The organism is Cellulophaga sp. 20_2_10 (assembly GCF_023476645.1).
In the GTDB taxonomy this organism is placed as follows: domain Bacteria; phylum Bacteroidota; class Bacteroidia; order Flavobacteriales; family Flavobacteriaceae; genus Cellulophaga.
Genome location: NZ_JAMCOJ010000009.1, coordinates 38,512 through 51,141, shown reverse-complemented (window position 1 = coordinate 51,141; position 12,630 = coordinate 38,512). Strand labels below are relative to the sequence as shown.

The following is a 12,630-nucleotide window of genomic DNA, read 5'->3' as shown; positions in this document are numbered from 1 at the left end:
GTAATATATACGAGTATTAGGCTGTATTTAGATGTCTTTCTAGTATAATTTTAACATTTTGCTTAATTTCTTTACACACATAAAATATGTCACAATCTCCAAAAGACATTGCCATAGTCGGCTCCGGATTAGTAGGTTCTTTATTGGCCATTTACTTAAGAAAAGAAGGGCATAAGGTTACTGTTTTTGACAGAAGACCAGATATACGTACCGTAGAGTTTTCTGGGCGCTCTATAAACTTAGCAATGAGTAATAGAGGTTGGAACGCTCTAAAGCAGGTAGGTTTAGAAGATGAAATTAAAAAAATAGCAATACCATTGTACCAAAGGGCAATGCACGTAGATGGCGTGCCTTTGTATTTTCAAAAATATGGTAAAGAAGAGGAAGCTATTTGGTCTACTTCTAGAGGACTTTTAAATAGGAAAATGATAGATTTGGCAGAAGCCGAAGGGACAGAGTTTCGTTTTTCTGAAAAAGTATGGGATGTAGATTTGCCTGAAGCAAAAATATTTACAGGGGAATCTGAAAAAGGAGTCTGGGAAGAGTATAAGTTCGACTGTGTTTTTGGATGTGATGGTGCTTTTTCTAGAGTACGTCATAAAATGCAAAGACGTAGTGGCTTTGATTATTCGCAAGAATTTATAAAAGTAGGTTACAAGGAGTTGTCTATTCTCCCTAATGAAGATGGTACACATAAGTTAGATAAACATTCTTTTCATATATGGCCGCGTGGTAAGTTTATGCTTATAGCAATGCCTAATATAGATGGGAGCTTTACCTGTACGCTTTTTATGCCTTTTGAAGGAGATACGTCATTTGAAAGTATAAACACAAAGGAACAAGCTAGGGAGTTCTTCTCTACACATTTTCCCAATGTTATGTTAGACTTAGATAACCTTATTGATGATTTCTTTAAAAATCCAACAAGTGCAATGGTAACAATGAAATGTTTTCCTTGGACATACTGGGATAAAGCAGCTTTGGTTGGTGATTCTGCACACGCAATAGTTCCTTTTTATGGTCAAGGAATGAACGCTGGTTTTGAAGATATTTTTGTGCTAACAAATATGTTAGAAAAATACCCAGATAATTGGAAGCTAGCTTTTGAAGAGTATCAAAAAGAACGCAAGCCTAATGCAGATGCTATAGCAGAGCTTAGTTATAGAAATTTTGTAGAGATGAGTAGCAAAACTGCTGATCCTTTATTTCTGATACAGAAAAAAATTGAGAAAAAATTTGCAACAGCCTACCCAGAAAAATGGCTACCAGTGTACTCTAGAGTAACTTTTAGTAATAGACCTTATGCAGAAGCTTTAGCTTTAGGAGACGAGCAAGAAGCTATTATGCAGCAAATAATGAAGCTACCTAATATAGAAGAGAATTGGGATAGCGATACTGTTGTGCAAAAAATAATTGAACTATTATAGAATAAAAAAAGACCGCTTTAAAAGCGGTCTTTTTTTATATAGTATTATACGTCTTTAGTTCTTGTTGCTTCTAATTTCCTTATCAACCAGGTCTATATAGTTTTGCATGGCCTCATCTGTGCTTTGGTTTTTGGCTTGTATTAAGGCATTAGCTTTAAAAGCATTTATAAGTGGTGTTGTACTGCCGGGATTGTCAAAGTTCTTATGTGCAATACGGTAGTATGCATATAATTTTAAAAGTAAGTCTGCAGGCAAAGGGTTTACGTAATTGTTTACATATTCCACAGATTCTAGAAACTCTTTATGTAGCTTATCATTAGTCATCTTTATTAGGTAAGGTTGCAATACAAGTTTTAGCGCCAGTTACTTTTTGGTTAAGTTTTACGGTTACAACAGTATCTAAAGGTAGGTAAATATCTACTCTAGATCCAAATTTTATAAAACCGGCATCTTCACCTTGGTGAACACTATCGCCAACTTTAGCGTAATTTACAATCCTTTTTGCTAATGCACCAGCAATTTGTCTGTATAAGATGTCTCCAAACTTTGGAGTGTTAATAACAACCGTTGTACGTTCGTTCTCCGTACTTGCTTTAGGGTGCCATGCAACTAAATATTTACCTGGGTGATATTTAGAGTACTTTACAGAGCCAGAAGCGGCGTATCTTGTAACGTGTACATTTATAGGAGACATAAAAATAGAAATTTGTTTACGTTTTCCTTTAAAATATTCTGGTTCTTCAACTTCTTCAATAACTACAACTTTGCCATCTACAGGAGCAAGAATGTCATCAAAGCTTTTTACTACTTTTCTTTTAGGGTTTCTAAAAAATTGTAATATCAATATTAAGAATACTAAAGCAGTAAGTTGTAAAGCTAGTTTTAGCCAATTTAGGGTTACAAAGTAATCGGCAGCTATTACGGCAGCGGTTACTAATATAAATGTAATAATGATAATTTTTTGTCCCTCTTTATGAAACATGTGAAAATATAATTAAAGTTAAAAATGCAAATGGTGCAGCAAAAACAAGGCTGTCTAAACGGTCCCAAATGCCTCCGTGCCCTGGTAAAATTGCTCCGCTATCTTTTACGTTAGCTTTTCTTTTGAATTTAGACTCTATTAAATCGCCTAAATTCCCTGTTACTACAATTACAGTGGCTAATATAAACCATTGTATAATACTTAAGTTTGTTTCAAATATAGAAATAATATATGCAGCAATTAAAGCAAAAATTAAACCTCCTGCTGCGCCTTCTATTGTTTTTTTTGGTGATACTGATGGAAAAAGTTTTGTACGCCCTAATTTACGGCCTACTAAATAAGCAAAACTATCGTTTACCCAGATCAAAATAAAAATTCCCATAATTAATATTTTTTCAAAGCCACCACCTCTATAAGGTATCATAGTTAAAAAAATACAACCGCCTCCTAGAAAAAATAGTGCGATTAAAAATTTATGAAAAGGTTTAAAGCTTATTTCTTTTTTGGAAAATAAGAAATAAAGTAAAAAGAAGTCTATAAGTAGCGTAGCAATAAGGAGTACGTTTATAATCCAATCACTTTTAATAAGGTAAATATAGGCCCACCATAAGGCTAGGTATGCTACAAATACATAATAGCCTTTTAGTTTAACAATACGTTTGTACTCAAACAAACAAGCTAAGCCAAAAGCCATAAATAAAAAATCGAATGCATCTGAATTTAAGAATACAGCCGATAATAAAAGTAATACGTAAACAATACCTGTTATTCCCCTTTTTAAGATCTCTTTCATACTTATAAATCTTCCATTAAGATAAGATATAAGTTCTTAGATGTACTACCATAAGATAAAAAATCTTCTTCTTTTATGTTAGATTGAAAGTGTTTTATGGTTGTAATATTGGCAGGGATGCTTCCTTGGTACTTACTTTTTATGCTTTTTAAACCGTCACCTAAACTTGGTGTAAGCTGACTGGTAGTTGCGTAAACAATAAAATTATCAGGAAGTTCGTTCATTTTTCTTTCTTTTAATTGATTAGAAGAAATTAAGATTGAACCATTTTGAGCAATAAGATGCTCGCAAGTTGTAAAAAACACGGTGCTTTGTTGTGCAGATTTAGAAAATTTTAAATGCTCACTTGCAAATTTTCTTTCTAATCTATCATCTAAATGAAAAAAAGAACTGTCTTGCCAGTTATTTTCTTCTACTATGTTTTTTAGAGCTAATGAAACTTCATCTTCAGAATCGCAATAGATAAATTTACCGCCATTCTTTTTAAAATAGATGGTAAACTTTTCGTCTATAGGTAAGTCTAGTTCTGGCATATGCACTCCGCGGTTTTCTGCGGGTACATCAGAACTCTTTTTTTTACTACCTCCAAAAAGTTTACCAAATATGCTCATTAAAATCTTTAAAATTTGTAATCTATATGTACTATTCTTCCTCAGAAGAATTAGCAGCTGCGTCTTTCTTAGCTTCTTCTTCAGCGTTTTCTCTAACGTCTTTATCAAAAGGTCTTTTTCCAAAAATCTTTTCTAAATCATCTTTAAAGATAACCTCTTTTTCTAGTAAACGTTCAGCTAGTTCTGTAAGCTTGTCTTTGTTATTGTCTAAAAGCTCAATAGCTCTTACGTATTGCTCTTCAATTAACTTAGAAATCTCTTCATCAATAACACGAGCAGTTTCTTCACTGTAAGGCTTAGAGAAACCATAAGAATCTTGTCCTGAAGAATCGTAATACGTAAGGTTTCCTATTTTGTCATTTAAACCATAAACAGTAACCATACCTCTTGCTTGCTTCGTCACTTTTTCTAAGTCACTTAGTGCACCAGTAGAGATTTTATCAAAAATAACTTTCTCTGCAGCACGGCCACCAAGGGTAGCACACATTTCGTCTAACATTTGTTCTGTATGAACAATTTGACGCTCTTCTGGTAAGTACCAAGCTGCTCCTAAAGACTGTCCTCTAGGTACAATAGTAACTTTTACTAATGGCGCAGCGTGTTCTAGCATCCAACTTACGGTTGCATGACCAGCTTCATGATAAGCAATAGTTTTCTTTTCTTTAGGGGTAATTATTTTATTTTTCTTTTCAAGACCACCAACAATTCTGTCAACGGCATCTAAGAAATCTTGTTTGTTTACAGATTTTTTCTCTTTACGAGCAGCAATTAATGCCGCTTCATTACAAACGTTAGCTATATCTGCTCCGGAAAAACCAGGAGTTTGTTTTGCTAAAAAATCTAAATCTAATGTTTCAGCTGTTTTAATTGGCTTCACATGTACTTCAAAAATTTCTTTACGTTCTCTAATGTCTGGTAGGTCTACATAAATTTGTCTGTCAAAACGACCAGCTCTCATTAATGCCTTATCTAAAACATCTGCACGGTTAGTGGCAGCCAAAACAATAACATTAGTGTTGGTTCCAAAACCATCCATCTCTGTTAGCAATTGATTTAATGTGTTTTCTCTTTCGTCGTTAGATCCTGTAGCGTTGTTTTTGCCACGAGCTCTACCAATAGCATCTATTTCATCTATAAAAATAATTGCAGGAGATTTATCTTTTGCTTGTTTAAATAAGTCACGTACTCTAGAAGCACCAACACCTACAAACATCTCTACAAAGTCAGAACCAGATAAAGAGAAGAAAGGAACCTTAGCTTCACCAGCAACTGCCTTAGCAAGTAATGTTTTACCCGTACCTGGAGGGCCTACTAATAAAGCTCCTTTAGGTATTTTACCACCTAAAGATGTATATTTTTCTGGGTTTTTTAAGAACTCAACAATTTCTTCTATTTCTTCTTTTGCACCTTCTAAACCAGCAACATCTTTAAAAGAAGTACGTGTATCTGTTTTTTCGTCAAATAACTTGGCTTTAGATTTACCAATGTTAAATATTTGGCCACCGCCACCACCAGCGCCACCACCAGACATTCTACGCATCATAAATATCCAGATACCTATGATTAGTACAAATGGCAATAGCGTAAATAAAAGATTTTCAAACGTGTTAGACTCAGTACCATATTCTATTTTGGTATCTAAGCTATTTTCACTTTTTACTTTCTTTAACTCGTTCTCAAAATTCTGTAAATCACCATAGTTCACAATGTAACTAGGAGATTCTGTAGGGTTTAGAGAAAAACTAGGTTTAGCAACAGTTTTGTGGGTATCTTTTTCTAATGCTTCTTTAGTAAGGTATACTTTAGCATACTTAGCATTCGTAATTACAATAACCTTGTTTACATCTCCATTTTTGATGTATTCTAATAGTTCTGATGTGGTTTTTTTGCTAGTTGATGATAAACCATCACTGCTTAAAAACTGAAATCCTATGATTAAGACTACTAAAATACCGTAGATCCACCAAGAGTTGAATTTAGGTTTAGTAGGTTTTGTGCTATTATCTTTTGCCATTATTTTTTTTTACTGGTTAAAACTACTTTCTATTGCGGTAATTTTTGCGTCTCCCCAAAGTCCTTCTATATCATAGAACTCTCTTATTTGTTTTTGGAAAACGTGTACTACAACATTTATGTAGTCAAGTAAAACCCACTCAGAATTGTCTGATCCTTCTACGTGCCAAGGTTTGTCGTGAATTGCTTTACTAACGGTTTTTTGTACTGAACCTACTATTGCATTAACATGCGTATTAGAGGTACCATTGCAAACTATAAAATAGTCGCAAACAGTGTTGTCTATATCCCTAAGATCAAGTAAATTTATATCGTGCCCTTTAACATCATCAATCCCTTGTAAAATTAAAGCGATTAGTTCGTCTGCACTAGTTGTATTTTTTTGCATTCAAAAATTTTAGATTATACAAAGTTATTGTTTTTTTGTTTTTTTAACTATTGTTTTTAACATAAGATTGCAGAATATTATAATAATCCACATATGCACATAATCAAACTTAATGCCACCAACTCTACAAACGAGTATTTAAAGCAGTTAATTGTCTCTGCTAATGTAGACGATTTTACTGTAGTTGTGACCGAAAATCAATTGCAAGGACGTGGGCAAATGGGTACGCAATGGTTGGCTGAGCCCGGTAAAAACTTGACTTTTAGTGTATTGAAGAAGGGAGGAGGTTTGGAGGTTGCAGATCAGTTTTTGTTAAATATGTGTGTTTCTTTGGCGATGTACGAAGCTCTGCAACAGTTAAATATACCTAGTTTGGCTGTAAAGTGGCCAAACGACATTCTGTCAGCTAACTCTAAAATTTGTGGTATTTTAATTGAAAATATATTGATTGGCAGTAAAATACAATCTTCAATTATAGGGATAGGGCTAAATGTAAATCAATTATTGTTCAATAATTTGCCAAATGTCTCCTCTTTAAAATTATTAAAAGGAGAAACTTTTAATTTGGATGAAGTTTTAAATAGTATACTTCAGAAATTAAAAAAATACGTAACAAAAGATTTTTTGGAGAATCCTGATGCATTAAGAGCCTTGTACCAAGAAATTATGTTTAGAGTAAATAAGCCATCAACATTTAAAGATAATGCAGGAGAGTTGTTTATGGGCTTTATAAAAGGAGTATCCTCTAGCGGAAAACTAATAGTTCTACTAGAGGATAATATTTTTAAAGAATATAACTTAAAAGAAATACAGTTGTTATATTAGATAACCTGTAGGTTTTCTGATAATGTATCTATAAATTTAGTGATAGGGCCTTTGATCATCATTGCCATCATAGCGTTAAATTCGCCTTCAAAACTTAAAGTAACTTCAGTTTCTGTTGCGGAAAGACTAGTAATGTCTGCTGTTAATGTAAAAGGTAATTTTTCGCTAGCAGCTCCTAATATTATTTTATTGTTAGGATATTGTTCTTTTAATTTTAAAACGATTTCTGGCATCCCCTTAAGGGCAAAAAGAAATTTATCTTCACTTAATACTTCAAACTTACTAATGTTATCTGGCATTAGTTTTTCAAAATTTTTAATATCAATTAAGAAATCAAAAACCTCTTTATCGCTTTTAGCTACTGTTTTTTTTGGTGCTTCTATATGCATATTATTCTGGTTTCCATACTGCTGGATTACTTTTCCATTGCAGTAGTGTGTTTAATTGTTTTTCTTGAACATAGTTAGTGTCAGACGCCTGTTGTATTAAGTTAGGGTAGTCACTTAATGTATGTAATTCTATATCTTCGCTTTTAAAATTTTCTTCAGCAACATCAAAACCGTAAGTAAAAATGGCAACCATGCCTTTAATGTTGGCGCCAGCTTCTTTAAGAGCCTTTACAGCATTTAAACTACTTTTTCCTGTGCTAATTAGATCTTCTATTACCACAACGTTTTGGTTCGGAGATAGATGGCCTTCTATTTGGTTTTGTCTGCCGTGCGATTTTGCTTCTGGTCTAACGTATACAAACGGAAGTCCTAAATACTCTGCAACAAGCATACCAATACCAATGGCACCAGTAGCTACACCAGCAATAACATCTGGTTTGCCGTATAGAGCTTCTACCTGTTTAGCCATTTCTTCGCGAACGTAGTTGCGAATAATAGGATATGACAGAATAATTCTATTATCACAATAGATTGGAGATTGCCATCCAGAAGCCCATGTAAAAGGATTTTCTGGTTTCAACTTAATTGCATTAATTTGCAATAGAAGTTCGGCTGTTTTTTTTGCAGTGTCTTTATTTAAAACCATACCGCAAATGTATAAAGTTTTTGTGAATGAATTGCCCTTGATTTTGACAAATAAACTGTCAGATATCGCAGATAATAAATATTTTTTATTAAATGGGGAGGCAATTAATGAGGCTATAAAAGCCTTGTCTAAGAATAAATTGCCTAAGGCATACATCTATCATCCTAATAAAGAGGAGATTTTAAAGAAATTTGCCAAGAATATTCCTATTGTTGTTGCTGGCGGTGGCGTGGTAACAAATGATGCGGGTAAAGTACTTTTTATTTATAGAAATGATAAGTGGGATTTGCCTAAAGGAAAACTAGATAAAGGCGAAACTATTGAGGATTGCGCTATTAGAGAAGTAGAGGAGGAGACGGGTGTGCAAGGCTTAAAAATTGAAAACTTGTTAAAAATTACCTACCATATTTTTAAGCGTAATGGTAAATATAAACTAAAGGAGGTGCATTGGTTTGCTATGAATACCTCTTATGAAGGAGAGCTTACTGGACAAAAAGAGGAGGGTATAGAGAAGGTGAAATGGAAAGGCCCTGGGAAAATTGCCAAGGCCTTAGAGAATTCTTATGCTAACATTAAAATTTTGTTTGAAGAGTAATTAGTTACTCTTCAATACTCTGTATATAGGATATTGTAAGTGTGCTTTTTCATAATTAGGAGATTTTTTGTGCAGCCAATCTAACTGTGCGTACCAGCTACTAGCAAAACTTTCGTCTTCAGATTTTTTAAGATCAAATTCTGCTTTAAGAGCAGGGTTATTTTTTAATAGCTGTGCAGCAACGTCTTCAAAAACATAAGGAGAAAAGCCTTCTTTCTGTTGTAGAATTGTGTCAAAAAAGTTCCAATTAAAAAATGAGTCAATAGCTTCTGGCTCTAGTGTTTCTAATATGTAACGTAAACCTGGTTGGTTTGTAGGTACATAATAATCGCCCTTTAAAAATTGTACATTTTGCATACTGCTAGTAACAGTTGTGTTGTTATGAGGGTAGTGACCTTCATAAGCAGATTTACGCGTTTGGTAATCTTTAATTCTGTAAGATGCTACGTTTATAACGGTGTCTTTTTCTAGTTGGGTATAATTTATTTTGTTAACCTCTAAAAACGGAATCACTTTTTTCCATCCTTTAGGAATAATGTATGCTTCTGGTATGGTAACAAATTTAGTAGGCTTTATGTAATTTTTGTATTCTACCTTTTTTGTAAACGGTCTAGACCTGTCGTACTTTAGTCTAGTAAGTCCAGTAACTTCACTCTCTATAAAATCTGCCTCATACCCTTTAAAGTTTAAAGTAGATGTTTTAGTAGTGTCTATGGTGTATTGTATAGGGTAAGTTGCTTTTTCTTGATCTGCTGCGAAAGCATTAGCTCTTAATTCTTTAATTTTTTCACCATCTTTTTCAGATATGTCTATCATTTTCTGCATTAGATAGTACGTCCCCATAACTCGTTTTTTATAAGGTTTAAGCATATGCGTTTCTACCATTAAACCTAAGGTATTCCATAGAGTTGTGTAGCCGGTAGAGTATCTGGGGTAATCCATAAATTGAGAAAATCCTTTTTCAGGAACAGTATTAAAAACGTTAACGTAGGGCGTAATTGGCCAGTTTATTTCTTCTAATGATGTTTCTAGTGTAGGCATCATTTCTGTATGTAAATAGTTCCCTAAATCGCCACCCAATTTATTGTGTTGTGTAAAGAGGTGCGTTAAAGAGTACTGGTAATCTGCACCATTACTAACGTGGTTGTCTATAAAGATTTCTGGTTTTGTTAAGTGGAAGATCTCAGCAAAAGATCTTGCGTTTTTGGTATCGTTCTTTATAAAATCTCTATTTAGATCATAATTTTGCGCATTACCTCTAAATCCATATTCTTTAGGGCCATTTTGGTTGGTTCTAGACGTTGAATTACGATTTAATGCACCGCCAACGTTATAAATAGAAATAGTAGTTAGTACCGTATTTCTTGGTGCTCCAATTTTGTTTACCACTAAATCTCTAAACAAAAGCATAGTAGCATCAATACCATCACTCTCTCCTGGGTGTATGCCGTTGTTTATTAAAATTACGGTTTTGTCTTCTAGCTTGTTAAAGTTAAATTCACCATCTGGATTATAGGTTACCAAATGCAATGGCAGGCCGCTATCTGTTTCCCCAATAGTAAGCACATTTATTTGCGGAAACTCTTTAGCAAGTTTAATGTAAAAGTCAATAACTTCTGTGTATGTAGGAGTTTCTAGTCCGTTGCTGGTTTCAAAAAAAGTTTGAAAATCTTTTTCTTTGTCTTCTGGTTTTTCGCTACAAGCAATTATGCATAATAGACTAAAAAGACCTATAATTTTTTTCATTTTGGTAGTTTTCAATTTTGTTAAAATACAATTGGTTTGTGTTTATGAAACTCTAACTGTGTCTGGTACCAAGCTAGTATAATCACCATTGTTTCTAATTACATCGCGTACAATAGAAGAGCTAATGTAAGACTTGCCAGATGAAGTTAGTAAAAATACGGTTTCAATTTCTGATAACTTTCTGTTTGTGTGTGCAATAGCTTTTTCAAATTCAAAATCACCCGGGTTACGTAATCCACGTAAAATAAAGTGAGCATCTACTTCTTTACAGAAGTCTACGGTAAGGCCCTTGTAGGTCATTACTTTTATTTTTGGCTCGTTTTTAAAAGCTTCGGTAATAAAATGCATACGCTGTTCTAGAGTAAACATATAGTTTTTTTCAGCATTAATACCAATGGCGATAATTACTTCATCAAAAAGAGTAATACCTCTATTAATAATATCTGTGTGTCCTAATGTAAGTGGGTCAAAAGATCCGGGGAATATGGCACGTTTCATATAATTGTGTTTTATTTTGTAAAAAAAATAAGTGTATTACATACTCTAATACACCCTAGTAAAGAACTAAATTATTTTAAAGCCTCTATTATAGCACTTTCAAATAACTCAGAAAGAGATATTCCTGCAACAGCAGCTTGTTGTGGCAAAATACTTTCTTCTGTTAATCCAGGAGTTGTATTCATTTCTAGCATAAAAGGTTCATTATCTACAAAAATAAATTCGCTTCTGGAGTATCCTTTCATTTTTAAAATTTTATAAACTCTTGCAGCTATCTCGCTTACTTTCTCTTCTTGTTCTTTAGAAATTCTTGCAGGAGTAATCTCTTGTGATTTGCCCTCGTACTTAGCTTCGTAGTCAAAAAAGTCGTTCTCTGTAGTTATTTCTGTAATTGGTAAAACGGTAGGTTTTCCGTTGTACATAATTACACCTACAGATACTTCTGTGCCATCTAAAAAAGCTTCAATAATAATTTCATCATCGGCTAAATAAGCATTTTCTATAGCTTTTGCTAAGTCTTCCTTTTTATGAACCTTAGAAATACCAAAGCTACTACCTGCCTTATTCGCTTTTACAAAACATGGTAAACCAACTTTATTTATAATTTCACCTTCATTTACGGTATCCCCTTTATTAAGGTAATAAGAATCTGCAGATTTAATACCATAAGGTTTTAGGACGCTAAGTAAGTCTCTCTTATTAAATGTAAGCGCAGCTTGATAAAAATCGCAGGCAGTTTGGGTTATACCCACTAAATTAAAATAGGCTTGTAAGTAACCATCTTCTCCTGGTGTACCGTGAATTGCATTAAAAACACAATCAAAATTTATTTTTTCATTATTTTCTATAATAGAAAAGTCACTTTTATCTACAGGGCTCTCTTGATCGTTTGCATCTACATAAACCCATTTATCTTTTAGAATGTGAATTCTGTACGTGTTAAACTTGCTGGTGTCTAGGTGTTTGTAGACAACGTTTCCGCTTTTTAGGGATATTTTGTACTCCTTGGAGTAGCCTCCCATAATGATGGCAATATTTTTTTTCATGGTATTTATAGAAATCTTAAATGGTAATAACAAATATCATTTTTTTAAATTAAAGAAAAAAGCATTGGGTTTTATATATTTGTGCGATATTATTATAGTTATGCGAAATTTTTTCAACTTTTTAAAAAGTAAAACATTAATTATTCAACTTGGTATTGCCTTGGTAGTGGTCGTATTATTGGTTTTTGGAGTTTTACAATGGTTAAAATCAACTACAAATCATGGTGAGTTTGTAGAAGTGCCAGATTTTTCTAGAATGGCAGTTTCACAAATGAAACACGAAATAGATAAAGTTGGATTGCGATCTCAGGTTTTAGATTCTGCTAATTACAATCCAAACTTCCCAAGGTTTTCTATTATAGAGCAAAATCCACCAGCAGGAAACAAAGTAAAAAAGAATAGAAAAATATATTTCACAGTAAATCCTTCTGGATACAAAAAAGTATCTGTGCCACAGGTTATACAAAAAACGAAGAGAAACGCAACATCTATGTTACGTGCTGTTGGTTTAGATGTACAAAAAGTATCTTATGTAGATAATATTGGCGAGGATATGGTACTTAAAATTAAGTACAAAGGAAAAGAAATTAAAGCCGGAGAAAAATTACCAAAAACATCTAAGGTTGAATTGGTTTGTGGTAACGGTAACCACTAATAACAACAGTAAGCTA

15 protein-coding genes are annotated in these 12,630 nt (G+C 33.3%); 4 read left to right on the top strand and 11 right to left on the bottom strand.

The features are described from left to right. The first annotated feature begins 86 nt into the window (after positions 1–86). Entirely contained in the window at positions 87–1,427 is a 1,341-nt protein-coding gene (locus M4I21_RS14760; protein ID WP_249559999.1) for an FAD-dependent oxidoreductase, read from the top strand. Positions 1,428–1,481: 54 nt separating this feature from the next. Here M4I21_RS14760 and M4I21_RS14755 read toward each other — a convergent pair whose 3' ends face one another. Genes M4I21_RS14755 through rsfS form a run of 6 tightly spaced genes read right to left on the bottom strand, consistent with a single transcriptional unit; the run spans position 1,482 to position 6,214 of the window. Then, entirely contained in the window at positions 1,482–1,751 is a 270-nt protein-coding gene (locus M4I21_RS14755; protein ID WP_249559998.1) for an acyl-CoA-binding protein, read from the bottom strand. Further along, on the bottom strand, positions 1,744–2,409 hold the full coding sequence (locus tag M4I21_RS14750) for a phosphatidylserine decarboxylase family protein (protein ID WP_249559997.1): 666 nt from the start codon (positions 2,407–2,409) through the stop codon (positions 1,744–1,746). The genes M4I21_RS14755 and M4I21_RS14750 overlap by 8 nt, the downstream gene beginning before the upstream one ends. After that, positions 2,399–3,202, bottom strand: a complete 804-nt coding sequence (locus tag M4I21_RS14745; protein WP_249559996.1) for a phosphatidate cytidylyltransferase — start codon at positions 3,200–3,202, stop codon at positions 2,399–2,401. The genes M4I21_RS14750 and M4I21_RS14745 overlap by 11 nt, the downstream gene beginning before the upstream one ends. A 2-nt stretch (positions 3,203–3,204) precedes the next feature. Then, positions 3,205–3,813, bottom strand: a complete 609-nt coding sequence (locus M4I21_RS14740) for an LUD domain-containing protein (RefSeq protein WP_249559995.1) — start codon at positions 3,811–3,813, stop codon at positions 3,205–3,207. Positions 3,814–3,844: 31 nt separating this feature from the next. Further along, the gene (ftsH, locus tag M4I21_RS14735; RefSeq protein ID WP_249559994.1) at positions 3,845–5,827 is read right to left on the bottom strand and encodes an ATP-dependent zinc metalloprotease FtsH; all 1,983 of its coding nucleotides are present in this window, start codon (positions 5,825–5,827) and stop codon (positions 3,845–3,847) included. Between the two features lie 9 nt (positions 5,828–5,836). Beyond that, entirely contained in the window at positions 5,837–6,214 is a 378-nt protein-coding gene (rsfS, locus tag M4I21_RS14730) for a ribosome silencing factor (RefSeq protein ID WP_249559993.1), read from the bottom strand. Between the two features lie 93 nt (positions 6,215–6,307). On the opposite strand from rsfS, the gene M4I21_RS14725 reads away from it, so the two are divergent. Beyond that, complete coding sequence (locus M4I21_RS14725) at positions 6,308–7,039, top strand: biotin--[acetyl-CoA-carboxylase] ligase (protein ID WP_249559992.1); 732 nt, start codon at positions 6,308–6,310, stop codon at positions 7,037–7,039. Here M4I21_RS14725 and M4I21_RS14720 read toward each other — a convergent pair. Together M4I21_RS14720 and pyrE are read right to left on the bottom strand one after the other, a co-directional pair. Next, positions 7,036–7,428, bottom strand: coding sequence for an SRPBCC family protein (locus M4I21_RS14720; protein WP_249559991.1), 393 nt, complete (start codon positions 7,426–7,428; stop codon positions 7,036–7,038). The genes M4I21_RS14725 and M4I21_RS14720 overlap by 4 nt on opposite strands. A gap of 1 nt (position 7,429) precedes the next feature. Continuing rightward, complete coding sequence (pyrE, locus tag M4I21_RS14715) at positions 7,430–8,074, bottom strand: orotate phosphoribosyltransferase (RefSeq protein ID WP_249559990.1); 645 nt, start codon at positions 8,072–8,074, stop codon at positions 7,430–7,432. Positions 8,075–8,081: 7 nt separating this feature from the next. Between pyrE and M4I21_RS14710 the strand changes: the two genes are divergently transcribed. Then, positions 8,082–8,669 (top strand): NUDIX hydrolase, encoded by a 588-nt coding sequence (locus M4I21_RS14710; RefSeq protein WP_249559989.1) that lies wholly within the window; start codon positions 8,082–8,084, stop codon positions 8,667–8,669. Here the strand turns inward: M4I21_RS14710 and M4I21_RS14705 are convergent, their stop codons facing one another. From M4I21_RS14705 to M4I21_RS14695, 3 genes are all read right to left on the bottom strand, one after another. Then, positions 8,670–10,415 (bottom strand): M14 family metallopeptidase, encoded by a 1,746-nt coding sequence (locus tag M4I21_RS14705; RefSeq protein WP_249559988.1) that lies wholly within the window; start codon positions 10,413–10,415, stop codon positions 8,670–8,672. A gap of 42 nt (positions 10,416–10,457) precedes the next feature. After that, positions 10,458–10,913: a pantetheine-phosphate adenylyltransferase gene (gene coaD / locus M4I21_RS14700; RefSeq protein WP_249559987.1), complete on the bottom strand. Its 456-nt coding sequence runs from the start codon at positions 10,911–10,913 to the stop codon at positions 10,458–10,460. A gap of 71 nt (positions 10,914–10,984) precedes the next feature. Then, positions 10,985–11,959, bottom strand: coding sequence for a D-alanine--D-alanine ligase (locus M4I21_RS14695; protein WP_249559986.1), 975 nt, complete (start codon positions 11,957–11,959; stop codon positions 10,985–10,987). A gap of 100 nt (positions 11,960–12,059) precedes the next feature. Between M4I21_RS14695 and M4I21_RS14690 the strand changes: the two genes are divergently transcribed. Then, the gene (locus tag M4I21_RS14690; RefSeq protein ID WP_249559985.1) at positions 12,060–12,614 is read left to right on the top strand and encodes a PASTA domain-containing protein; all 555 of its coding nucleotides are present in this window, start codon (positions 12,060–12,062) and stop codon (positions 12,612–12,614) included. Positions 12,615–12,630: the final 16 nt, after the last annotated feature.